The sequence below is a fragment of the Pandoraea capi genome, assembly GCF_902459735.1.
Lineage (GTDB): Bacteria > Pseudomonadota > Gammaproteobacteria > Burkholderiales > Burkholderiaceae > Pandoraea > Pandoraea capi.
In genome coordinates this window covers 99,246-123,014 of record NZ_CABPRV010000004.1, presented here as the reverse complement: position 1 = coordinate 123,014, position 23,769 = coordinate 99,246, and the positions used below count along the sequence as shown (strand labels likewise).

24 protein-coding genes are annotated in these 23,769 nt (G+C 63.9%); 10 read left to right on the top strand and 14 right to left on the bottom strand.

Annotated features, from left to right (window positions below; translation table 11 throughout):
• Positions 1–59: 59 nt before the first annotated feature.
• Positions 60–497 (bottom strand): hypothetical protein, encoded by a 438-nt coding sequence (locus PCA20602_RS10605; protein ID WP_150721206.1) that lies wholly within the window; start codon positions 495–497, stop codon positions 60–62.
• A 706-nt stretch (positions 498–1,203) separates the two neighbouring features.
• Between PCA20602_RS10605 and PCA20602_RS10600 the strand changes: the two genes are divergently transcribed.
• On the top strand, positions 1,204–1,851 hold the full coding sequence (locus PCA20602_RS10600; RefSeq protein ID WP_150721205.1) for a TetR/AcrR family transcriptional regulator: 648 nt from the start codon (positions 1,204–1,206) through the stop codon (positions 1,849–1,851).
• Between the two features lie 10 nt (positions 1,852–1,861).
• Entirely contained in the window at positions 1,862–2,818 is a 957-nt protein-coding gene (locus PCA20602_RS10595; protein ID WP_069344745.1) for a LysR substrate-binding domain-containing protein, read from the top strand.
• A 121-nt stretch (positions 2,819–2,939) separates the two neighbouring features.
• Here PCA20602_RS10595 and PCA20602_RS10590 read toward each other — a convergent pair whose 3' ends face one another.
• The 11 genes from PCA20602_RS10590 to PCA20602_RS10540 all read right to left on the bottom strand — a co-directional run bounded on the left by PCA20602_RS10590 (position 2,940) and on the right by PCA20602_RS10540 (position 12,873).
• Entirely contained in the window at positions 2,940–3,299 is a 360-nt protein-coding gene (locus PCA20602_RS10590; RefSeq protein WP_150721204.1) for a helix-turn-helix domain-containing protein, read from the bottom strand.
• Between the two features lie 207 nt (positions 3,300–3,506).
• Positions 3,507–4,217, bottom strand: a complete 711-nt coding sequence (locus PCA20602_RS10585; RefSeq protein ID WP_069344746.1) for an ABC transporter ATP-binding protein — start codon at positions 4,215–4,217, stop codon at positions 3,507–3,509.
• On the bottom strand, positions 4,214–4,984 hold the full coding sequence (locus PCA20602_RS10580; RefSeq protein WP_150721203.1) for an ABC transporter ATP-binding protein: 771 nt from the start codon (positions 4,982–4,984) through the stop codon (positions 4,214–4,216). The genes PCA20602_RS10585 and PCA20602_RS10580 overlap by 4 nt, the downstream gene beginning before the upstream one ends.
• Complete coding sequence (locus PCA20602_RS10575) at positions 4,981–5,955, bottom strand: branched-chain amino acid ABC transporter permease (protein WP_069344840.1); 975 nt, start codon at positions 5,953–5,955, stop codon at positions 4,981–4,983. The genes PCA20602_RS10580 and PCA20602_RS10575 overlap by 4 nt, the downstream gene beginning before the upstream one ends.
• 29 nt (positions 5,956–5,984) lie before the next feature.
• Positions 5,985–6,905, bottom strand: coding sequence for a branched-chain amino acid ABC transporter permease (locus tag PCA20602_RS10570; RefSeq protein ID WP_150721202.1), 921 nt, complete (start codon positions 6,903–6,905; stop codon positions 5,985–5,987).
• Positions 6,902–7,774, bottom strand: a complete 873-nt coding sequence (locus PCA20602_RS10565) for an alpha/beta hydrolase (protein WP_150721201.1) — start codon at positions 7,772–7,774, stop codon at positions 6,902–6,904. The genes PCA20602_RS10570 and PCA20602_RS10565 overlap by 4 nt, the downstream gene beginning before the upstream one ends.
• A gap of 71 nt (positions 7,775–7,845) precedes the next feature.
• Positions 7,846–9,039, bottom strand: a complete 1,194-nt coding sequence (locus PCA20602_RS10560; protein ID WP_069344750.1) for an ABC transporter substrate-binding protein — start codon at positions 9,037–9,039, stop codon at positions 7,846–7,848.
• A 213-nt stretch (positions 9,040–9,252) separates the two neighbouring features.
• Positions 9,253–10,248, bottom strand: a complete 996-nt coding sequence (locus PCA20602_RS10555; protein ID WP_150721200.1) for an amidohydrolase family protein — start codon at positions 10,246–10,248, stop codon at positions 9,253–9,255.
• A gap of 61 nt (positions 10,249–10,309) precedes the next feature.
• Positions 10,310–10,858 carry a 3-hydroxyanthranilate 3,4-dioxygenase gene (locus PCA20602_RS10550; RefSeq protein ID WP_150721199.1) on the bottom strand — a complete coding sequence of 183 codons (549 nt, stop codon included), beginning with the start codon at positions 10,856–10,858 and terminating at the stop codon, positions 10,310–10,312.
• A gap of 98 nt (positions 10,859–10,956) precedes the next feature.
• Positions 10,957–11,397, bottom strand: a complete 441-nt coding sequence (locus PCA20602_RS10545) for a RidA family protein (protein ID WP_150721198.1) — start codon at positions 11,395–11,397, stop codon at positions 10,957–10,959.
• 3 nt (positions 11,398–11,400) lie between these two features.
• Positions 11,401–12,873: a 2-hydroxymuconic semialdehyde dehydrogenase gene (locus PCA20602_RS10540; protein WP_150721197.1), complete on the bottom strand. Its 1,473-nt coding sequence runs from the start codon at positions 12,871–12,873 to the stop codon at positions 11,401–11,403.
• A gap of 351 nt (positions 12,874–13,224) precedes the next feature.
• On the opposite strand from PCA20602_RS10540, the gene PCA20602_RS10535 reads away from it, so the two are divergent.
• A complete protein-coding gene (locus tag PCA20602_RS10535; protein ID WP_150721196.1) occupies positions 13,225–14,217 on the top strand; it encodes a hypothetical protein in 993 nt (330 codons plus the stop codon).
• An 82-nt stretch (positions 14,218–14,299) separates the two neighbouring features.
• Here the strand turns inward: PCA20602_RS10535 and PCA20602_RS10530 are convergent, their stop codons facing one another.
• Positions 14,300–14,866, bottom strand: coding sequence for an SRPBCC family protein (locus PCA20602_RS10530; protein WP_150721195.1), 567 nt, complete (start codon positions 14,864–14,866; stop codon positions 14,300–14,302).
• A gap of 190 nt (positions 14,867–15,056) precedes the next feature.
• Here PCA20602_RS10530 and PCA20602_RS10525 point away from each other — a divergent pair, with 190 nt between their 5' ends.
• The 7 genes from PCA20602_RS10525 (at position 15,057) to PCA20602_RS10495 (ending at position 22,349) form a co-directional block, all read left to right on the top strand.
• Positions 15,057–16,073, top strand: coding sequence for a hypothetical protein (locus PCA20602_RS10525; RefSeq protein ID WP_150721194.1), 1,017 nt, complete (start codon positions 15,057–15,059; stop codon positions 16,071–16,073).
• Positions 16,074–16,385: 312 nt separating this feature from the next.
• Positions 16,386–17,438 carry a LacI family DNA-binding transcriptional regulator gene (locus PCA20602_RS10520; protein WP_150721193.1) on the top strand — a complete coding sequence of 351 codons (1,053 nt, stop codon included), beginning with the start codon at positions 16,386–16,388 and terminating at the stop codon, positions 17,436–17,438.
• Between the two features lie 275 nt (positions 17,439–17,713).
• Positions 17,714–18,727, top strand: a complete 1,014-nt coding sequence (locus tag PCA20602_RS10515) for an extracellular solute-binding protein (protein ID WP_150721192.1) — start codon at positions 17,714–17,716, stop codon at positions 18,725–18,727.
• 49 nt (positions 18,728–18,776) lie between these two features.
• Complete coding sequence (locus PCA20602_RS10510; RefSeq protein ID WP_069344760.1) at positions 18,777–19,601, top strand: ABC transporter permease; 825 nt, start codon at positions 18,777–18,779, stop codon at positions 19,599–19,601.
• Positions 19,602–19,606: 5 nt separating this feature from the next.
• Positions 19,607–20,410 (top strand): ABC transporter permease, encoded by an 804-nt coding sequence (locus tag PCA20602_RS10505; RefSeq protein ID WP_069344761.1) that lies wholly within the window; start codon positions 19,607–19,609, stop codon positions 20,408–20,410.
• A gap of 60 nt (positions 20,411–20,470) precedes the next feature.
• Positions 20,471–21,514 (top strand): ABC transporter ATP-binding protein, encoded by a 1,044-nt coding sequence (locus PCA20602_RS10500; protein ID WP_150721191.1) that lies wholly within the window; start codon positions 20,471–20,473, stop codon positions 21,512–21,514.
• A gap of 7 nt (positions 21,515–21,521) precedes the next feature.
• On the top strand, positions 21,522–22,349 hold the full coding sequence (locus tag PCA20602_RS10495) for a phosphodiesterase (protein ID WP_150721190.1): 828 nt from the start codon (positions 21,522–21,524) through the stop codon (positions 22,347–22,349).
• 107 nt (positions 22,350–22,456) lie between these two features.
• Here the strand turns inward: PCA20602_RS10495 and PCA20602_RS10490 are convergent, their stop codons facing one another.
• The gene (locus PCA20602_RS10490; protein ID WP_150721189.1) at positions 22,457–23,659 is read right to left on the bottom strand and encodes a globin domain-containing protein; all 1,203 of its coding nucleotides are present in this window, start codon (positions 23,657–23,659) and stop codon (positions 22,457–22,459) included.
• Between the last annotated feature and the right edge of the window lie 110 nt (positions 23,660–23,769).

Sequence of the window (23,769 nt, the reverse complement as noted above, 5' to 3'; positions counted from 1 at the left end):
GCATCGCAGCAGCGGAGCACGTGGGACGACAGCGGACTGCCGTTTCGTTAATCGTTCGTTCAATTGGCCGTTGCCGACCCGTTTTCCGGCACGCCTACCCCAGTGGCAGGGTTCGACTCGCGATAAGCCGGGGGCGGGGGCGGCGGCGGATACGGACGGCCCTGTGCATCGGTCGGATAGGGGCGGCCATACGCGTCGGTCGGCGGATAGGGACGCCCGTAAGCATCCGTGTTCGGCACAGGCGCCGGCGGCGCTGCGTAGGGACTGCATGCCGACCCCGGCGCATAAGGAGGCGGTCCGCAATTCGGCTGGTAGGCCGGATTCGTACTCTCCGGTCCTCGATACGGCAGGCGAGGTTGCGGCGGCGCTTCGTACGCACAGCCGGCCAGCGTGAGGACGACGGCTGCCAGTCCGATTGCCGAGGACACCTTCGCAATGCGTGTCTTCGAGACGTGTACCGACATTGGGTCAAGCGCTTGTTCAACGTTTCTTCTCATCATGACCTCCTTGCGAGAGCGGTGTTGATTCCCGCCCGTCGTCATCATGGATTGACGGTAGTTGGACGCAATTTGCGGTATTTGGATCGGTCGATCTTGTAAATCTTTGTAATTGCTTTTGGATGCACCGTATCGCGGGCGTTTGCGGTCGATGGGTATCGCACATGCCATCGAATAAATGAGATGGAGTCCGAATCAATGTAGGAATTCGCTGACGGATGTCACCTACACGACCTCGCTATCGATGAGGCGAGGAGACATTGCGATCCCACAATCGGGGCGGAAGGTTTTCATGGATGCAGGTACGCATAGTGCGTACTCGCGAATGGGGGAGCACGCATGCGTCCCGGTATTCGCGCGCATATACGACGGTGGCTACGATGCGGCACACGTCGCAGCACCGGAAAAACATGACATCAGAATTGTTCGATTTTGAAATATCTTGCCGCTAACCCCGTTGTAGAAGGTGCCGCGCGCCGTTGTGCGCGGAATCTGCGCCAGGACGGCGCATTACGCGATGTCTGTCATCGCAGATCACGTTGCGTGCGTTGAAATATCGGGAAAGTCCGGGGGAGTGTTTGCGCTTAGTTTTCGCCGCAAGCTGCGTTTGCGCTGGCATACTGTGCGCGCTGACACTCGGTATCGGCGCTGGTAGCAGTTGAGAATTTACGATCAAGGTGCCCGGCCTATCCGGGCAGGCTCACATATGCCACAAGTCAAGAAAGAAGACATCCGTCTCGCCATTCTCGAAGCATCGCATGCCCTGTTTCTCGAAAAAGGGTATGTCGACACCACAATGGTGCAGATCGCCAAACGCGCCGGCATTTCGCACGCGAACATCTACAGCTACTTCACCGCGAAGCTGCAAGTCTTCTTCTGCGTCTACGAGAAATGGTTCAAGGCGCGTATTTCCGCACTGGAAACCGAAGTGATGTCGGCGCACGGCGCGCATGCCCGCATGCGCACGCTGCTCGCCGGCCTGCTCGTCGAGACGCCGCGACTCGATAACGGGTTTTCGCACAATCTGGTGCAGGCGCTGGCGACCGTCAGCCCGGGAGATCCGTACGATCCGTCATTACTTCAGTGGTTTCGGGAGCGTCTGTCGGCCATGCTGGCGGCCAGCGCGCCGAGTCTCGCGCGCGACAGCGTGCGTCGGGCGCGTCTCATCGACATGCTCGTGCTGATCTTCGACGGCTGTCTCGTCAACTATCACGTGAACCCGGCGTCGTTGCCGGACGTCGCCATGCTCGAAGAGTACGTGGCGGCGTTTCTCAGTGCAGAGCCTGCGGAAGCGGCATCGGTGCCGCAGGCGATGGACCCGGTGAGCGCGTCCGGCTCTGCTGCGGCGGCCTGACGGGACGCCGATGCGATCACTCCCCTGGACAGCGCTCAACCTCGGACGAAAGCTCAAGTTTCACCAGCTTCAGGTCTTCGACCGCGTGTTGGAGACGGGCTCGCTCGTGCGCGCCGCGAACGAAACCGGCCTCACCCAGCCGGCGGTGAGCAAGATCGTGCATGAGTTGGAGGCCTGCTTCGAAGGGCCGCTTTTCGTGCGCAGCAATCGCGGCATGCAGCCCACGGAACTCGGCGAGTTGCTCGGCCATCGCGTGAAATCGCTCATGGCCGAATTGCGATACCTGACGGACGAGGTGAATGCGTTCAGCGCAGGCACCAGCGGTCACGTAATCGTCGGCACACTCATCTCGGCTGCCGCCGACCTGCTGCCGCGTACCATCGCCATGCTCAAGGAGCGCACGCCAGGCGTGCTCGTCACCGTGCGCGAGGCCACCACGGCGCAACTGTTCCCGGCGCTGGCCAGCGGCGATCTGGATATCGTCGTGGGGCGTTTGCCCGAGCGTTCGCTGCCGGTGGCCAATGCCTTTGCGCTGACGCATGAAATTCTCTTTAACGAATCGCTCAGCGTGATCGGGGGCAAGCGCCACTGGTCGCATTTTCCCGAGCGTGTGCCGCTTGCCGAACTGCGTGAGCAGGCGTGGATTCTGCCGGTGCCGGAATCGCCCTCGCGACTGGCGGCGGAACGATTGTTCCACGACGCGGGTCTCGCGTTGCCCGAAGATGTCGTGGAGTCGCTGTCCGTGCTCACGAATATCGGCCTGATGCTCGAGACGCCTCGCGTGGCGCTGATGCCGCGCGCAGCCGCTACGCCGTTCGTGGAGTCGGGGCTGCTGCGGGTGCTGGCCGACACCATGCCGGGCAGCTTTGGCGACGTTGGCTATTCGCTGCGCTCGGACAAGTCGCCGAGCCCGGCCTGTGCCCGGTTCGTGGCGTGTCTGCGCGAGGCTTGCGGTCTGAAGCCATAACGCCCGACGCACATCTCCATCGATGTAAAGAAAGGGGGCGTACCGACGGATCGGTACGCCCCTTTTCAACGTGGCCGGCGCATGAACCAGGCCACGGTCCTTCCCCCCACCCAAAAGCGATTCAGAGACGCGCCAGCGACGAAACCAACCCCGGGTTCTGTTGCACGAGCCGGATCAGGCAGGCCGCCTGAGCGTTCGGACGCGCGCGCCCTTGCTCCCAGTTCTCCAGCGTGCGGGGATTGGTGCGCAGGTAATGCGCGAAGACATTGCGCGACATGCCGAGGTGCTTTCGCAGGGCGAGCAACTCGTCGGGAAACACTTCCAGTTTGGGAAGTGGCGTGCGCGGCAACTCCTTGATGTTGAGCGGAAGATCCGCAGGAAGACCGTTCCTGACGTGCGCCGGCTCGGCCGGTGGCGGTGCACCGGTGTCCTGTGAAAGCAGCCAGCGGAAGGGATTCGAAGGCGTGTTCGAGTAAGCCATAGTCCTGACCGGTGTCGTGAGTTGTTGATCGGGAGCGCTTGCAAAGTCAATCAAGCGGAGCCGATTGCACCACATAGTTTTGCTGGGTGCTTTCACAAAACACTCCCGATTTTTGCGTCTGACACCTATCGAGCACTACGCACCTCGTGGAGTCGAGGTGCCGTAGAGTGTACGCAGAAATGTGGCTTACACCGTCTAACAGGCGTATCAGACGCCTAGATAAGCCTGCAATTCGGGCAGCGACCGGCGCAGCTTCGATGAGTCGCCCTGCCACGCCACACGGCCCTTGTCGACGATGTAGTGCTGGTCGCCAAGCTCCAGCATCGGCGCCAGATTCTTGTCGATGCAGAGAATCGACAGGCCGCTGCCTTTAAGTTGCTTCAGGCACTGCCAGATTTCACCGCGAATGAGCGGCGCGAGGCCTTCCGTCGCTTCGTCGAGAATGAGTAATTTCGGATTCGTCATCAAGGCGCGGCCGATGGCGAGCATTTGCTGCTCGCCGCCGGACAGATTGCTGCCGAGGTTTTTCTCACGCTCGCGCAGGCGCGGGAACAGGCCGTAGATGCGTTCGAGCGTCCACGGCGAACTCGCCCCGTGACGGTTGCCTGCGGTGGCGACGAGGTTCTCGCGCACCGTCAGCGTCGGGAAAATCTGCCGCCCCTCGGGCACCAGCCCCATGCCGGCGCGCGCGATGCGATGCGAAGGGCTCGCGTGCACCGGCTGACCGTCGAACACGATCTCGCCGCGCGCGGGACGCATCAGCCCCGTCATTGATTTGACGGTAGTCGACTTGCCCATGCCATTGCGCCCGAGCAGCGTGACGAACGCGCCGCGCTCGATTTCCAGATGCATGCCGAACAGCGCCTGACTCGCGCCGTAATAGGACTCGACGCCGGATAAAGACAACAAGGTGCTCATGCCGTCGCTCCCAGCATTTCGTTGCGGGTTTCGTCCCCGAGATAGGCTTCGCGCACGCCCGCATCGTTGCGGATGGTGTCGGCGGTGCCGCAGGCGATGGCGCGTCCGTAGACGAGTACGGTGATGCGGTCGGCCAGTGCGAACACGGCGTCCATGTCGTGTTCCACGAGCACGATCGCGTAATCGCCCTTGAGATCGGCGAGCAGATGCGTCATCTGTTCGGACTCGGCTTGCGACATGCCGGCCATCGGCTCGTCGAGCAGCAGCAGTTTCGGCTGCCCCGCGAGCGCCATCGCGAGTTCCAGTTGACGATGCTCGCCGTGCGCCAGCGCGCTGGCCGGCACGTTCATGCGTGCGGCCAGACCGGTGCGCGCGAGAATCTCCCGCGCCGGCTCGACGAGCGCGGCTTCGCGAATGGCCGGACGCCAGAACCCGAAACTGTGCCCCTGCATCGCCTGCACGGCCACGAGCACGTTCTCCAGCGCGGTGAACTCGCGGAACACCGACGTGATCTGGTACGAGCGCGCCAGCCCCGAGCGGGCGCGTTGCTCGATGGGCATGGACGTGATGTCCTGCCCGTCGAAATGAATGCTGCCTTCGTCGGAGCGAAGCTCGCCGGCCAGTTGGCCGATCAGCGTGCTCTTGCCCGCGCCGTTCGGCCCGATGATGGCGTGCAGCTCACCCGGCGCGACGTCGAGACAGAAGTGATCGGTGGCCGTCAGACCGCCGTAACGTTTGACCAGTTGGTCGACACGAAGCAGGCTCATGCTTTGCCCTCCACGGTGCGCGCACGGCGCGAGAGGCGCACTTGCAGGTCGCCGAGCAGGCCGTAGAGGCCGCGACGCGAGACGAGCACGGCCACGACGATGAGCGGCCCGAAGACAATCATCCAGTGCTCCGTCATGCCCTTGAGCCATTCCTCGATCAGCAGCATGGCGGTGCTGCCCAGCACCGGCCCGAAGAAGGAGCCCAGCCCGCCGAGCACCACCATCACGATCAATTCGCCCGATGCCGTCCACGCCATATAGGCGGGGGAGACGAAGTGCGTCAGGTTGGCGTAGAGCATGCCGGCGACGCCGCAGACCATGGCGCTGATGACGTAGGCGACGAGCTTGTAGCGCAGCGTCGGGTAGCCGAGCGCGCGCATGCGACGGTCGTTCTGACGGGCGCCGCGAATCACCATGCCGAAGCGGGCTTCGACCAGTCGGCGACCGGCCCACACGCACAGGCAAAGCACGGCAAAGGCCACGTAGTACAGCACCGCCGGGTCATCCAGCGAGACGCTGCCGAAGCGGCTGCCCGCCGACACCGGCAGGCCGTCGTCGCCACCGTATTGCTTCAGGCTGACGGCGAGGAAGTAGAACATCTGCGCGAACGCCAGCGTGATCATGATGAAGGCGATGCCGGTCGTGCGCAGCGAGAGCAGGCCCGTGACGGCGCCCACGATCGCGCACAGCAGCAGCGTCGCACCGAGATGCAGGAAGCCGTTGTCGATGCCGTGAAAGCTCATGATGCCCACGACGTAGGCGCCGAGGCCGAGATACAGCGCATGGCCGAAGCTGACCATGCCGCCGTAGCCGAGAATCAGATCGAGCGAGACGGCCGCGATCGCGAACACGACGATGCGCCCGAAGAGCGTGAGGAAGAACGGTTGCTGGGCAAACGTCGCGTAAATGGGCACCAGCGCCAGCAGAACCAGCAGCAGTATCGGCACGGCGGTGCGTAGATTGAGTTTCATTTCCATCGTTTCCATCGTCAGCCGTGTAGTCACCCGTGTTTGACCGGGAAGAGCCCTTGCGGACGTACGGCGAGCACTGCCGCCATCACCAGGTAAATCAGCATCGACGCGAGCGCGGGGCCGGCGGTGTCCGCCGTGCTGCGCTCCATCAGGCTGCGCAGGAGCGTGGGCAGTGCGGTGCGGCCCACGGTGTCGACCACGCCCACGATGAGTGCGGCAAGAAACGCCCCGCGTACCGACCCGATGCCGCCGATCACGATCACGACCATCGTCAGAATCAGGATCGGCTCGCCCATGCCAGGCTGCACCGACAGAATCGGGCCGGCCATGAGCCCGGCGATACCGGCGAGAATGGCCCCCAGACCGAACAGCAGCGAGTTGAGCAGCACGATGTTCACGCCGAGCGCGCCGACCATCTGACGATGGGTGGAGCCCGCGCGAATCAGCATGCCGATGCGCGTGCGGTGAATCAGCAGATAGCAGCCAAGCGCGACGACGAGGCCCACGACGATGATGAGAAAGCGATACGCCGGGTAATCGAGACCAAAGAGACTGACGGTGCTGGAGAGCCAGTCGGGCACTTCCATGTAGTACGGCGACGGCCCCCAGATGATGCGGGCCAGCTCGTTGAAGAACAGGATCAGCCCGAACGTGGCGAGCACCTGATCGAGGTGATCGCGGTCATAGAGCGTCTTGAGGGCGACGAACTCGACGAGCAGCCCAAGCACCAGCATCGCGGGAACGATGGCAAGTGCAGCCAGCGCGAACGATCCGGTGTGGTTGTAGACGGTGGCGGCGATGAACGCGCCCATCATGTAGAGCGAGCCGTGCGCGAGGTTCACGAAGTTCATGATGCCGAACACGAGCGTGAGCCCGGCGGCCATCAGGAACAGCAGAACCCCGAGTTGCAGCCCGTTCAGGCACTGCATGATGAAGAGGGTGAGGCTCATGTCGACTCCCCTGCCAGGCCCATCTGACGGAAGATCGCCTGCGTGAGCGGGCGGGACACGTCGTTCAGCGTGAGCACGATGTCGAAGTGATTGGTCCCTGGCATCGGCACATACTCGCCGTCGAAACCTTTGTCACGCCACGCGGCGAGATAGTCGTCGGACTGGCGCTTGAACTCGGCCGTCTCGGTCTCGCCGTAGGACACGACGATCGGGCAGCCCTGTGCCGGCAACTGGAAGTGGGGGCTGTTACGGCGCGCATCGTCGGCGGAGAGCTTCATCCATTCGTTGATGTGCGTGAACGGAATCGGCGTGAGGTCGAACAGACCGGACAGCGGGGCGGCCCCGGCAATCACGTTCTCGGGCACGCCATACCCGGCATGCCAGCCCGTCGCGAGCAGCATGCCCACGAGATGACCGCCGGCGGAACTGCCGCACACGTGAATGCGGCTCGGGTCGCCGTGATGTTCGCCGATGTGGCGATGCACCCAGGCCAGCGCACGCCGCGTCTGATCGACGATGGTGTCGAGCGATGCACCGGGGGCGAGCGAATAGTTGATGGTGACGACCGTGGCGCCGGCCTGCGTGAAAGCGGGCGCCATGTTGCTCGAATCGCTCTTGTTCAGGGCGCGCCAGTAGCCGCCGTGAACGAAGAAGAACACGGGGGCGCCGGGCGTGGGCGCGGGGAAGATGTCGAGCGTTTCGTCGGGATGATCCCCGTAGGCGACGTCGAGGACACAGGGCACGGTGGCGCGCGCATGCGCGCTGCGCTCGGCGTATTGCGTCAGGATGTCGAGCACGTTGGGGGTGGTGGCGCGAGCGTTGTACTGAACGTCCAGCTCGGCGTCGTCGAAATTGCGGTAGCGCTTCATAAAACCTCGATGGTGCTCAAAGACAGCGGGGGCAGGCCGCCCCCGCTCGGCAAGTCCGCCGATTGACAACGTTACGAACGGATCTTGCACATCGACGCCAGATTGGCGCGCGTCTTGATATCGATCTTTCCCTTGTTCGCGAACGCAGCACCGCTGCTGTCCTTCACGACGTCCACCCGATAGAACGGGGCGATGGGGAATTGGTTGCTCGCGAACTTGAACGACCCGCGCACCGACTGGAAGTCGGCGGCCTTGAGTGCGGCACGCAGCGCTTCGCGATCGGCCACGCTGCCCTTGGTCTTGGCGAGGGCCGAGTCGATCAGGTTGGCGGCGTCGTACGACTGCGCGGCGTACATCGACGGCACGCGGTTGTACTTCTTCTGGAAGGCCGCGACGAACTGCTTGTTCTGCGCGTTGTCGAGATCGGGCGAATACGGCGCGCTGGTAATGCTGCCGACCGCCTGTTCCTTCAGGGCGGGCAGGGTCGAGCCGTCGATGGTCGACACGGAGATCAGCGGAATCTTGCCGAGCAGGCCGGCCTGACGGTACTGCTTGACGAAGTTCACGCCCATGCCGCCCGGGTAGAACACGTAGACGGCGTCGGGCTTGGCGGCCTGCAACTGCGCGATTTCGGCCGAGTAGTCCGGCTGGTTGACCTGCGTGTAGACCTCATCGACGATCTGGCCCTTGAAGTCGCGCTTAAAGCCGTTCACGGCGTCGCGTCCGGCCTGATAGTTCGGGGCCATCACGTACATCTTCTTGTAGCCCAGATCGGTCGAGAGCTGACCGCCGGCTTCGTGCAGTTCGTCGTTGTCCCACGACGTCGAGAAGAAGTTCGGCGAGCACTGCTCACCCGCGATCGGCGCCGGACCGGCGTTCGAGCCGACCATCACCACGCCCGCGTTCGTCACGTTCTTGTGGATCGCCATCATGACGTTCGAGAACGTCACGCCGGTGATGAGCTGGACCTTGTCGCGCTCCACCAGTTTTTGCGCCGCCTGCACGCCGACGTCCGGCTTGAGCTGGTCGTCTTCCTTGATCACCTGCACCGGCACGCCACCGAGCTTGCCGCCCTTTTGCTCGATGGCGAGCATGAAGGCGTCGTACTGATCCTGGCCGAGCGCGCCGCCTGGGCCGGACAGCGTGCCGATGAAGCCGATCTTCACCTGGGCCTGCGCACCGCCCGATGCGAACATCGCCGCTGCGGCAGCGATGGCGCCCAGAACAGCGATGGCTTTGCGTTGCGTGGTCTTCGTTCCCGTCATCATGGTCTCCAAACTATGAATTCAAGCACCGTCTATCTGCGGACTCGCGCCGGGATACCTGACCGCTTCTTCACGTCGGTCATCGTTGGCCAGGCGCGTCAGACTATGTCAAAACCTACAGAATTGTTTAAGCATCAAGTATTTCATCGCCCAGCCTAAACGACGCCTTTTGCGTAGGCAAGCGTTTTTAAAAACACTCCGGGAAAGCACCAGTTACAGGCCGAAGAATTCAATGGCGTTCCCAGCGAGAATGCGGTGCCGGCCGGCGTCGTCCAGCCCCGGCTGATCGGCGACCAGACGGCCGATGTCCTGTTCGCCGAGGGGGAACGGATGGTCGGAGCCGAGCATGATGCGCTCCACCCCCATCGTATCGACGAGCAGACGCAGCGCGCGCGGGTCGAACACGGCGCTGTCGACGTAGAACCGGTCCAGATAGTGCGACGGCGGGTGCGGGCTGTCGGCGCGCACGATGTCGCGGCAATGCCAGGCGTTCTCGGCACGGCCCAGCAGGTACGGGAAGGCGCCGCCGCCGTGGGCGAAGCACAGCTTGAGCGAGCGGGGCAGCCGCTCGAACGCGCCGGAGAGGATCAGCGAGAGGATGGAGAGCTGCGTCTCGGCGGGCATGGCGACGAGCCACGGCATCATCCACTTCTTCATGCGACCGTCGGTCATCATGTCCCACGGGTGCACGAGCACCGGGATATGTTCGTTGCCGCAGTGCCGCAAAAATGCGACGAGTTGTTCGTCATCCAGATCTTTTTCGCCCAGATGGTTGCCGATCTGCACGCCCACATGACCGGTGGCCTTGGCGCGCGACGCCTCGGCGCAGGCCAGGTCGAGGTCTTGCAGCGGCACTTGCGCCATGGCTTTCAGACGCGCGGGGGCGTAGGCGCAATGTTCCAGCGCGAGGTCGTTCATGCGCTGCACCCAGTCCATGACGGCGTGGCCGTCGTAGCGGTAACCGAACATGATCGGCGTGGCGCAGACGACTTGCAGGTCTACGCCGTGGCGGTCGAGCTCCTCGACGCGCAGCGCGGGATCCCACAGCGCGCGGTAGACCGGGCGGAAGGCGCGGTTGTCGAGCATGATGTTGCCGGTCTCGCCGCCTTCGTCGATACGCAGCCACGGGGCGGTGGCGGCGTCGAGGCGGGCCGCTTCTTCCTGCGTGATGCGCGGGAAGAAGTGGGCGTGCATGTCGATTTTCTTCATGACGTGACGTGTGATGTGCTGAGTGCTGCTGTGGTTATCGTTGAAGGGCGCGGCGTGTGGATCAGGCCGACACCGGGGTCCTGGGTTGTGCCGCGCGGCCCGGGTGGATCTCGCCGCAATCGGGGCATCGGCGCAGCGATTCGTTGCCATAGAACGCTTCGAACAGCGGCGGCAGATCCGTCACGATGCTTTTGAGCTGCACTTCCACGCGATGCACCTGCGTGCCGCAGTTCAGGCAGTACCACTCGAAGCCGTCGAGCAGACCGGCCGGGCGCTGACGCTCGATCACGAGGCACAGGCTGCCTTCCTCCGGCCGTTGCGGAGAGTGGCGCACGTGCGGCGGCAGCAGGAAGATGTCGCCCTCCTTGAGGTCGACGCGCTCGGCCCGCCCGTCGATCCACAGATTGACCCAGGCGTTGCCCTTGAACTGGTAGAAAAACTCTTCGAGCGGATCGTCGTGGTAATCGGTGCGGTGGTTCGGTCCGCCCACGACCGTCACGATGAAGTCGCTGTCCTGCCAGACCTGCTGATTGCCCACGGGCGGTTTGAGCAGATGCGCGTGGTCGTCGATCCAGCGCTGGAAATTGAAAGGCTTGCCATACGTCAACATGCTGTCTCCCGGGTCATGCCGCTTCAGAGGTATGGGGGTCGGTATCGTTTTATCGGTATCGTTATCGGTATCGATGGCGCGTCGAGCGTCTTGTGCCGTTACCGTGCACGCGGCGCGTAGGCCACGCATTTGATTTCGATGAGCAGCAACGGGTGCGGCAACTGATGCACGGCGACCGTCGTGCGCGTGGGGCCGTTCTCGTCGAAGTACTCGCCGTACACCTCGTTATAGCCGCCGAAGTCGTTCATGTTCACAAGGAACGAACCGACTTCGACGACGTCGGCCAGCGTGGCGCCTTCGCTCGCGAGAATGTCGCGAATGTTCTCGATCACGGCGCGCGTCTGCTCGCGGATGTCGAGTTGCGTCACGCCCAGCGCATCGACCTGTGCGCCGGCGTAGGAGTTATCGGGGCGGCGCGAACTGGTGCCCGAGACGAACAGGAAGTCGCCTGCGCGCTTGATGTGCGGAAACTTGCCGCGCGGCTTGGCTTTGCCTTCGACGACCCGGGCCTGCGTGTTCTGGTTTTGCGAAGTGTCCATGGTTCAGAGCTTGATGCAGATGTTGGTGATTTCGGAATAGAAGTCGAGCGAGTGACGCCCGCCTTCCCGGCCCAGCCCGGAGAGCTTCACGCCGCCGAACGGCGTGCGCAGGTCGCGCAGGAACCACGTGTTGACCCACACCAGCCCGGTCTGGAACTGACGCGCCACGCGATGCGCGCGCGACAGGTTCGTCGTCCACACGCAGCCCGCCAGACCATAGTCACTATCGTTCACGCGGCGAATCACTTCGTCTTCGCTGTCGAACGGCGCCACGTGGCACACCGGGCCGAAGATCTCTTCACGCACGCAGCGAGCGGTATCCGGCAGGCCGGTCCACACCGTCGGCTGCACGAAAGCGCCTTCGTCGCGGACATCGCCGAAGCTCGGCACGCCGCCGCCGGTCACGACCGTCGCCCCTTCTTCGACGGCCAGACGATAGTAAGAGAGCACCTTCTCGCGATGCTTGCGGGAAACGAGCGGACCCATTTGCACGCCGTCGGCGTCCGGGGCGTCGATGCGCAGGGCGGCGGCTCGCTTGGCCAGCTCGGCGACGAACCGGTCGAAGATCGGACGCTCGACATAAACACGCTCCGAGCACAGGCAGACCTGTCCGGCGTTGGTGAACGACGAGCGCACCACGCCGTCGACAGCCTTCTCGAAATCGGCGTCGGCGAACACGACGGCAGCGTTCTTGCCGCCGAGTTCGAACGAGATTTCCTTCACGCCGTCGGCGACCGCTTTCATGATGGCGCTGCCCGTGCGCGACTCACCGGTAAAGGTGATGGCGGCCACGTCCGGGTGCTTCGTCAGGAATTCGCCGGCGGAGTCCGGGCCGAAGCCATGCACGAGGTTGAAGACACCGGGCGGCACGCCGGCGGCGTCCATGACTTCGGCGAGCAGCGTGGCGGACGACGGGGTTTCCTCCGACGGCTTGGCGACCACGCAATTCCCCATCGCCAAAGCCGGAGCGACTTTCCACGTGAAGAGCAGCAGCGGCAGGTTCCACGGCGAGATGATGCCGATCACGCCGAGCGGTTTGCGGGTGACGTAGTTCATGACGTCGCCGCCGTCGGCGGCGCGCATCTCGTACATTTCGCTGCCGGCGGTCTTGATCAGGTCCGCGAACATGCGGAAGTTGGCGATGCCCCGGGCGATGTCCAGCGTACGGGCCTGCTCCACGGGACGGCCGGTATCGGCAACTTCGGCGGCGACGAAGTCGTCGAAGCGCGCCTGAATGCCGTCGGCGATGCGGTGCAGCACCGCGGCGCGCTCGGCAGGCGTGGTCTTGCCCCACGGGCCGTCGTGCAGCGCGCGGCGGGCCGCGCTCACGGCACGGTCGACGGTGGCGGCATCGGCTTCGCAGACCTTCGCGACGAGCCGCCCGTCCACCGGGCTGAGGTTATCGAACTGACGGTCGGTGGCGACGAAGGCGCCATCCACGTAATGCCGCAGCAGCGGCGCAGTCGCAAGGCTCACGAGGTCTCCTGGAGCTGAATGTCTTGTGGGGCGGCAGAGGTCGGCGGCGGCGAGCGCCACGGCATGACCGCCGGATGTCCACAAGTCTAGGCATCCGTCGATATAAAAAATAATGAAATGTGCGGGATCGTGTATTCCGGAATGGAATAGCGGCGTTGGCGAGTCGGCGAGGCAGGCTCAGGCGAACCATTTGGTGGTGCGCGTTTCGGGGGATATCTCGCCCGATGACTGGGACTACGCCATGACCTACATCGAGTGTGATTCGAAATCCGAAAGGCGGCTGACGTCTCTTAAAGTGATGTGCCGCATTGCGACCAAGATGGAATCTCCCTTACCCGATGGAGAGCCATCATGATTGAGAGTTCAACGTATGCCCCGACAGTCACCGCACCGGTCGATCCGACGCTACCGACGGCGCAGGCTCAGGACAATCGTCCAGGACACTTCGCGAGCACCTTCGACGGTGCCCGACTTCAGGCGCCGCAGGTGTCGACGCGCAACGCATGGCAGGATTTCGACGAAAACTGGTTGCCGTCGGATGACATCAAATGGGACGATCGTCTCGCCAGCGCGCCGTTGGGCCGTGCGCAAGGGCAGAACAGCACGCACGCGGCGTTTTCATTGCAAGGCAACGCCAAGCTCGCCGTTGAACTCTGGACTGGCGGGGCACGTTCGGAGGCGTATCCATCGTCTCTCAATGGTGTGCCTGGCGCGGGGGTGGCCTCCGCGCCGACGGCTCCAGGCGTTTCCTATGCGGCACGCACGGGCGTTCGACCGGGGCCGATGCAATCGTGGCAACGGCCGGTCGACAGGGCGGATGGGGGCGACCCGTTCAGAGCGTGCTCGTCCAAAGTCGACCTGAAGTCGCAGCCGCCGCAAACGCGCAGTATTTTCGACAGCATTCTCAATCAGATCATCGGCGGGGCAACCAAGGGCAAGCTGATCGTGAAGGACGGCGTGCTGCAACGCGCGCGTCAGGCGACGATCCCGGCGGCGGGCATGCTTGAGTCCGTGCCCTCAGGCGGCAACCTGATCGATGAGTGGTCAAGGACCGCTCAGAATGGCGACGCCGCCTGGAATGCCTTCATGAATGAGAAAGTCGCGGCGGCCCTCGACTCGGTGCGACCTTATGTCACCGCCGGTCTCATGTCGGAATTCGTCGGGAAACTGCGATTACTGCCCGACGCCGACAAACTGCCTGCGCTCAAGTGCATTCTTAAAGACTCGGCGCGCAAGGGTGTCGACGCGGTGCAGGGCTGGGCGGACGAGATCGAATCGTTCTTCCCGGAAGACCAGCGAGACGCGTTGAAGTCGCTGCTTCGTGACTACAAGATCATCGCGTGATATCAAGACCGCCGTGGCGTGATGCGGCAACGCCAGCGCAGTGACGGTTGACATCGTCCATGCGCTGGCCGGTAGTGCCGCATTAGTGCCGCGGATCGTGACTGACCCTGGCCCTGGCTTCCCGCAGCTCGCGCGGGTCGCGTTCCTTGCCGATGGCGGCGGGCGGCAGGTCCGTGTCGAGGCACTCGACCAGATGGGCATTGAGCGTCGCGGCGAGACCTTCGCCGCCCCGACGCATCACATAGTTGTGATTCCAGCGGAACAGCGGGCGGGCGAGCGGCGCGAGCTTGTTCATCCATTCCCGCCTGGTGTGCACGTCCCACGCATAGCGAACGACGGTAATCGAGCCTTCCGTATCGAAACGCCAGACACCGGTGCCTTCGGCTTCGCCGGTGGCGACGGTGCGCACTTCGCGCATCGGATCGATATGCGTGACGCGGGTCTCGATGGTGAGCGAGTAGGGGAGCGCGCCGTGCCACGTCAGTTGGCGCACGGCGCCGACGCCATCGGCGTCGCCGGCATCGAGCGTACGGACGTCTCGCACGCACGGCCACCAGCGCGCCCAGTGGTCGACATCGCGCAGGGTGTCCCAGACTTCGTCTAGCGGCGCAGTGAGCCGCCACAAGGTGAGGAAGTGATAGTCGTTCATGGCCTTTCCCGGTCGTGAATGGAAGGGGCTGCCGTGATATCCCCCCGTTGGAGCCGTTGCGAGGGGGGAATTTCAGTATAGGCGGCATCCTGCCCGTTCGTTGGGACGACGCTTCACCTGCCCGGGCCACGTTCCGAAAGCCAAAGCAGTGCGACCGTCTATTAAAGTGGTGTGACGTATCGAGACCAAGATGGAATCTCCCCCCAACCGATGGAGAGCCATCATGATGAAGATTGATATCCCCACGATTCAAACCCCCCCGCTGCTCGTCGAAACACCCCCGCAAGCTCAAGCATCGAATCCGGAAGGTTTCGCGCAAACGTTTTCCGGCGCCGAGCAACGTTCAGCGCAGCCCAAGATGTGTCCGTACGACGACTTCGACGATTTCATGGAGTGGTTCGGAGGCGGTGGTGACTACGTCGATCCCGACGAGCTCGGCTATCCCTATGCCGCGCGAGCAGATGCAATTCGCGGCGATCAGGCGGTCCGAGGCGTATTCACAGTGCAAGGCAATGCAACGCTGCGTCTGGAAGTCACTTCGGGCGCACCGCAGCCCCGTCGACTCCACAATCGCAACATCGGTCAACCCGTGACAATGGCCGCGGCATTGCCCGTTGGCCATTCCTATACCGCGGGTAGCGGCACCCTGCGCAACGCACGCTCGCAGTACATCGAGTTTCAGGCGCCAGCCGCCGGTCAGGTCCGGCGGGCACCGCTCGCTCCTGAGATGGCGAGTGCATGGAGGCAGGCCGTATCCGCGGGCGACGACGCATGGCGTACCTTCGTCAACGGCTATGTCGCCAAGGTCGCAAAAGCCAACGATCTGGACGATCTGGACTACGTCAAGCAAATGGTGCTGGCACAGTTCGTCACGAGCTTGTCATGTCTCAGGTCAGAGGAGGTCGTGCCGGCGTTGCGATGCATCCTGAATGACAAGCCTTACGGTGTCGCTGTCGTTCAGGACTACGCGTCGATAATCAATCAATTCGTCCCAAGCGAACGCCTCGGTGAAGTCAGCATTCTGCTATTGGAGTACGACGTCACCGATTCTGAGTTACGCACGGCGCGAGCCTCCGTCGGCGGGTCCGTACGCCGGGCGCCATCGGCGCCGGCCGGCAACACGGTCACCGCACTGAAACCCGGACGCCTGCCCGGCAAGCCGGCGGATAAGACCGCAGCGTCGTCTCAACAACCCCCGGCCATGTAATCGCGGGTATCCGTCGGGGGGATGGGCGACGCATCGCCAACGCCCCCCGACGGCGCCATCTCGCTTACTCCCCCATCCAATTCATCGCCGGATATCGGCCGATTCAGCGAACCTCGCGCCTGTGAGGGGGCGGTGCACCCGCGTACCGCCTTGTCCCGCCGACCGTTGTGCGTGCGCATCGGCGCGTTTCCTGTCACGAATTCATCACAAAGCCTCCATACAATCCCTAAATGAAAACGTTTTCGTAAACGTTTACATTTGCGTAAAATCCGTCAACGTCAAAAATGACGGTCCAGACAAGAGGAGCGGGGTGTGGCTGATATTCGGGATGTGGCACAGCGTGCAGGATGTTCGATCGCGACCGTGTCGCGCGCGCTCAATTCGCCGCATCTCGTGCGTCCCGAGACGCTTGCCAAGGTGCATGCGGCGGCCGCCGAGCTGAAATTCCGTCCCAACGCCCTCGGCCGTCAACTGCGCGGCGAACGCACCGGCCTGATCGGCGTCATGCTGCCCACGCTCGGCAACCCGGTGTTTGCCGACTGCCTCGAAGGCATTGAGGCGGCCATCGACGGGATCGGGCACCGCCTGCTGCTCGTCACCACGCAATACGATCCCGAGCGCGAGCGCAATGCCATCGAAACCCTGCTGCAACAGCGGGTGGACGGTCTGCTGCTCACCCTCGCCGACGCCGAGCACAGCGCGCTCATCGACGATCTCGCCGCCGAAGGGGTGGCCTGCCAACTCGTCTACAACGACGCGCCGGATCGTCCATGTGTCTCCGTCGATAACCGTGCTGCGGCAGCGCAGGGCGTTGCCATGCTGATCGAAGCGGGGCATCGCGACATCGTCATGGTGACGGGGGCGCTGCACGCGTCGGACCGTGCCAAGCGTCGCTATCTCGGCTACGGCGACGCCATGCAAGCCGCCGGCCTCACGCCGCTGCCGGCCTTCGAAATCGATTTCAACAGCGGAGCACGCGGTGAGCGGGTTCGCGAGTGGCTGGCGCAGCGCGAGCGCGACGGCGCGCGTCCCACGGCCCTGTTCTGCTCCAACGATCTTCTCGCCCTCGGCGTGATGCGTGCGCTGCGCGAAGCCGGCCTGCGCGTGCCGGACGATATCTCCGTGCTCGGCTTCGACGGCCTCGCCGTGGGCGAACTGCTCTCGCCCACGCTCGCCACGGTCGTGCAACCGAGCGTGGACATCGGACGTCACGCCGCGCAACGCCTGCTCGCGCAGATCGACGGACGGGTGGGCGCCGCCGGCGTGAGCGCCCCGCATGATGCGGCGCTCAGCCACGCGCTGATCCTGCCGCACGAAGTGCGCCGGGGCGGAACGGTGGCGTCGCCGCCGGGCAGGCGCGAGTGACGCCGTCGCAGGACGCAGGCGGCGCAGTGCCGCAAAGATTTTGAAGTATCGAAGTGAATAGCAAGAAAGCAGCAAGAAATAGCAGCAAGAAATAGCAGCAAGAAAGCAAGGAAGCGGCCGACGACTGACTCCGTCAAGAGAGCGCAGCGACGGCCAAGGCAATCAGGCATCCGGCCGCAAGGCCCGTATCAGACAGTCGGACAGTCCCGGACTGTAGAGAACGCAACCTGAGGCAGCCATGTGCTGCCCACGCTCAGACTTTCAGGAGCCCAGAAATGAAGCTTTGGATCACCCGCGCCGCTCGCACGCTGGCGTTGTTCACCTTGCTCGGCGCTGGCGCCGCGCATGCCCAGCAGACCGCGATCTGCTACAACTGCCCGCCGGAATGGGCGGACTGGGCCGGTCAGGTCAAGTCGATTGCGCAGGACACCGGCATCCGCGTGCCGCTCGACAACAAGAACTCGGGCCAGGCGGTTGCACAATTGATCGCCGAACAGAAGGCGCCGGTCGCTGACATCGTCTATCTGGGCATCACGTCGGCCATTGAAGCCGCGAAGAAGGGCCTGCTCGCCCCGTACAAGCCGGCTAACTGGGATCAGGTGCCGGCCAACCTGAAGGATCCGAACGGCATGTGGACGACCATCCACTCGGGCACGGTCGGCTTCTTCGTGAACCGCGACGCCCTGGAAGGCAAGCCGGTGCCGCGTTCGTGGGCCGACCTGCTCAAGCCGGAATACAAGGGCATGGTGGGTTATCTGGATCCGAGCAGCGCGTTCGCCGGCTACGCCGCCGCGATTGCCGCCAACCAGGCGCTCGGCGGTTCGATGGACAACTTCGGCCCGGCCATCAGCTTCTTCCAGAAGCTCAAGGCCAACGCCCCGATCGTGCCGAAGCAAACGGCCTACGCGCGCGTGCTCTCGGGTGAGATTCCTATCCTGATCGACTTCGATTTCAACGCCTACCGCGCCATCTACAAGGACCGCGCCAACGTGCAGTTCGTGATTCCGATGGAAGGCTCGGTGTCGCTGCCGTACGTCATCGCGCTCGTGAAGAACGCACCGCACAGCGACAACGGCAAGAAGGTGATCGACTACACGCTGTCCGACAAGGGGCAGGCGCACTGGGCGCAAGCGTTCCTGCGTCCGGTGCGTGCCAGCACCATGCCGGCTGACGTAGCTGCCAAGTTCCTGCCGTCGACCGACTACGCTCGCGTGAAGCCCGTCGACCTGCAAAAGCTCGCCGCGCAGCAGGACGCGTTCGGTCAGCAGTATCTGAAGAACGTGCGCTAAGACATCTGCGTACGGTAACGACCAACGAGGAAGAGGAGCAAAGCAAGCGATGCGTGACCTGACTTTGCCGCGCGGCTGGCGCGTGGCACTTCTGCTACCGGCACTGGCGGTCTTTCTGGCGTTCTGGCTGTTGCCGATGGCCGCACTTGTGCAGGTCAGCGGCGACGGTCACGCGTTCGAGACTTATCGCGCGATTCTCACCAACGCGCGTTATCTCGACAGCCTCTGGCAGACCGTGGTGCTCTCGGCACTCGTCACTCTGGCCACTCTGGCGCTATCGCTTGTGGCGGGCCTCTTCCTCACCCGTCATGACTTTCCGGGGAAATCGGCACTCGTGTCGATGCTTACCCTGCCGCTGGCGTTCCCCGGCGTGGTGGTCGGTTTCATGGTCATCATGCTCGCGGGACGCCAGGGTCTGATCGGCGATCTGACGTTGAAGCTCGTCGGTCACAAGCTCGTGTTTGCGTACTCGCTCGCCGGGCTGTTTCTCGGTTACCTGTATTTCTCGATTCCGCGTGTGATTCTGGCCGTGATGGCCGCGGCGGAATCGCTCGATCATTCGCTCACGGAAGCGGCGGCCTCGCTGGGCGCCGGTCCGTTTGCCATCGCGCGCGACGTCACGCTGCCCGCGCTCGCCCCCGCGCTGATCGCCTCGGGCGCGATGTGTTTCGCGACCTCGGTCGGTGCGTTCGGCACGGCCTTTACGCTGGCCACTGACATCGACGTGCTGCCGATGACCATCTACACCGAGTTCACGCTCAACGCCAATGTGGCGACGGCGGCGGCACTCTCGGTAATTCTCGGCATCGTCACCTGGGCGGTGCTGATGCTGGCCCGCAATTTCACTGGGCAGGCTGTCGCCGCCGGAGGTTGATCCGCATGCTCAAGAAAACCCTTTTCACGCTGCAACTGCTGCTCACGCTGCTGATGTGCGCGTTCCTGCTGATTCCGGTCGGGATGTCGATTCTCGCCGGCCTGTCGGTGAACTATTTCCGTGGTCCGTCCGCCGGCCTCACGTTCAAGTGGGTGATTCAGGTCTGGCAGGACTATCACGACGCGATTCTGAATTCGCTCTACGTCGGCGCCGCCACGCTGGTGCTCGTGGCGTTGCTCGGCGTACCCGCCGGCTACGTGCTCGCCCGCTGGCAGAGCCGTTTCGCGCGCTGGATCGAAGAACTGCTCACGCTGCCCATCGCGCTGCCGGGTCTGGCGAGTGCGCTGGCGCTGATCAGCGTGTATGGCGGCATGCGCGGCTTTCGCGAAAGCCTGGCGTTCATCATCGTAGGCCACGTGATCTTCACGCTGCCGTTCATGGTGCGCGCCGTGGCGGCTGCCTGCGCCGACTCGCGCATCAAGCTGATGGAGGAGGGCGCCGCGAGTCTCGGTGCGAGCTTCCTGCGACGCTTCATGACCGTGGTGCTGCCCAACATCCGAAGCGAGATCGTGGCCGCTGCGCTCATCGTCGTGACGCTCTCGCTCGGTGAATTCAACCTCACGTGGATGTTGCACACGCCCGACACCAAGACGCTGCCGGTTGGGCTGGCCGACGCTTACGCGTCGCTGCGTCTGGAGATCGGCAGTGCCTACACGGCGGTGTTCTTCGTATTGATCGTGCCGCTGCTCATCGTCATGCAGATGACGGCGCAACGCGCGAAAGTTCGCAACGCGCGCGGGCGCACCTGAGCCGAGTGCCCCTGACTTAGCGATTGCGCCGCGCGCACTCCGAATGCCAAGGATTTGACGATGAAACTGACTTCCATCCCCATTCACCTCGAACGCTGTGCCAAGACGTTTCACGGCAACACCGTTCTGCAACCGCTCGATCTGACGATCGGCGCGGGCGAGACGCTGGTGCTGCTCGGCCCGTCGGGTTGCGGCAAGACCACGACGCTGCGCATGATCGCGGGCCTTGAGCGCCCGGACGCCGGCGGTCGCGTTCGCTTCGGCGACGAAGACGTCACGCGTCTGCCGATCGAAAAGCGTCATGTCGGCATGGTCTTCCAGAACTACGCCCTGTTTCCGAACTTCACCGTGCGCGGCAACGTCGCGTACGGCCTCAAGTTGCGCGGTCTGCCCTCGGCGCAGATCGACAAGCGTGTGGACGAGTTGCTCGATCTGGTGCATCTCACGCCGTACGCAGACCGCGCCATCGCACAACTCTCCGGCGGTCAGAAGCAGCGTGTGGCGCTGGCCCGCGCGCTCGCGCCGGAGCCGCGTGTGCTGCTGCTCGACGAACCGCTCACGGCGCTGGACGCCAAGTTGCGCGAGACCGTGCGCGCCGATATGGACCGCCTGCTGCGGGGACTCGGCGTGACGACGGTGTACGTCACGCACGATCAGGACGAAGCGATGGCACTGGGCGACCGCATCGTGGTGATGAGCGCCGGCCGTATCGAACAGATCGGCGCGCCGCGCGACATCTACTATCAACCGGCGTCGCGTCACGTGGCGAACTTCGTCGGCACGCTCAATCGTCTGGCCGGTGTGTGGCGCGACGGTCAATTCCATCTGGAGGGCGGTCACCTGGCGTGCCCGAATGTGCGCGCCGATGTCGAGGAGCTGTACTTCCGTCCGGAAGACGCCATCGTGGTGCCTGCCGGCGACGCCGCGCTCACGGGCCAGATCGAGGAAGTGCAGTTCCTTGGCGACCGCACGCGCCTGACGCTCAGCGGCGTGTCGGCCGCCGGCGCGGTGCTGGTCGAAGTTTCCAGCCGCCGCGAGTGCCGCGTCGGCGACAAGGTGGGCCTGTCGCTGCCCGCCGCCCATGTCTTTTCGCTTCACGGATAATTCGCTCATGCTGTTCGCGCAAATCAGCGACCTTCACATCAAACGCCCCGGCAAGCTGGCCTATCGTCGTGTCGATACCGCCGCTTATCTCGAACGCTGCGTGGCGCGTCTCAATACGCTGGAACCGCGTCCCGACTTCGTGGTGCTCACGGGCGATCTCGTCGATTTCGGCGCGCGCGAGGAGTACGAGCACCTGCGACGTCTGCTCACGCCGCTGCAAATCCCGTACTACCTCGTCATCGGCAATCACGACGGACGCGACGCCTTGCGAGAGGTGTTCCCGGAGCATACGTACCTCGGCAAGCCGGGCGACTTCGTTCAGTACACGGCGATGTTCGGGCCGATGCGACTCGTCGCGCTCGATACGCAGGATCCGCCCAATGGCGGCGGCAAGTTGTGCGACGAGCGTCTCGACTGGCTCGAAGCGACGCTGGCCAGCGATACCGGAACGCCGACGGTGATTGCGATGCACCATCCGCCGTTTGCTTGCGGTATCGAGCATATGGACATTCAGGCGCTCGATCCGGCGGCGGCCGTCAAGCTGGCCGCCATCGTGAAGCGTTTCGACAACGTGGAGCGGGTGATCTGCGGTCACGTGCATCGTCCGATTCACATGCGCTTCGCAGGCACCGTGGCGAGCGTGTGTCCGTCGCCTGCGCACCAGGTCGCCCTCGATCTGCGTGAGGGCGGGCCGTCCGCCTGGGTGCTCGATCCTCCCGCGTTCCAGTTGCATCGCTTCACGCCGCAGACGGGCCTTGTCTCCCATCTGGCGTTTGTCGACGATGCGGGCGGCTCGCATCCGTTCTACGACGCTACCGGTGCGCTGATCGACTGATCCTGTTCGTGGCGCTGACGGTTGCATCAGCCACATGAACGGCGCAGATAGCACAAGGCCGCCGAGGATGACTCGGGGGCCTTGTGCGTTTACCGGGGCGCGTGCGATTACAGCAGATGATCCAGTGCGTCCGGGCCGAAGACTTCGCGATGCATGCGCTCGGCGGGTACGCCCGCGTCGCGCAGCGCACGCCATTGCGTCTGCATGAACGGCGACGGGCCGCACATCAGGTAGTCGGCATCGGCGGGCAGGGTGAGACGCGAGAGGTCCATACGTCCGGCAAACGTGTAATCCACGCCCTCACGCTCGATCGGCAGCGGCGTCTCGAAGAAGGTTGCCACGCGCAGATGCGGCAACTGCGTCTTTGCGAACGCCAGTTGTCGGCGCAGGGCAACGTGCGAGCCGTTGCGACCGGCATGTGCGAACAGAATTTCGCGACGCGACCCCTGGGCTGCCAAGGCGGCCACCATCGACACCATCGGCGTGATCCCCACGCCCGCGCTGAGCAGCACCAGCGCTCGCGTGTCGTGCTGCGGCAGCGTGAACTCACCGTATGCCGGGCCGACCCGCAGACGGTCGCCGGCCTTCACGTTGGCATGCAACCAGTTAGAGACCTGACCAGCGGGCTTCGCATCGCCCGCGTCTTCGCGCTTGACGGTGATGCGCCAGTGCGGGGCTTCGGGGGCGTCGGAGAGGCTGTACTGGCGGCGCTGTTGCAGACCGTCCGGTAGCGTGACACAGACACTCACATACTGACCCGGCAAGAACTCGCCCGGCGAGCCGCCCTCGGGCGTGCGCAGGTAGTACGACACGACATGTTCGGTTTCGCGGTCGACGTCGGTCACGATCAGCTCGCGCAGCGTACCCAACGGCGCGCGGGATTTCTCGGACAGACGCGCTTCCGCCGCGATCAACTCGCCAGCGAGCAGCCAGTAGGCTTCGTCCCAGGCGGCGATCAGCTCGGGCGTGGCGGCATCACCCAGCACATCCTTGATGGCGCCGAGCAGATGACGTCCGACGATCGGGTAATGCGCCGGCGTGATGCCGACCGACACGTGCTTGTGGACGATACGTTCGAGCACCGGTGTGAGGGCCGCGGCGTTGTCGATGTTCGCGGCGTACGCGAACACGGCCGAGGCGAGCGATTGCTGCTGTGCGCCGCTCGCCTGATTGCCCATGTTGAACAGATTGCGCAGCTCGGGATGCGCCTCGAACATGCTCGCGTAGAAGTGACGCGTGATCGCGAGACCGTGTTCGCGCAGGACCGGAACGCTGGCGTCGATATACGGGCGGGAAGCGGCGGAAAGCATGGCAAGACTCCTGAATTTATAAGATGCAAACAAAATGCATCTTTTTGGTCGTACTTGTGGGTGTTTCTCGAGCCCCGTGGCATCTCGTTACGAAAGATTCACGGCGCGGC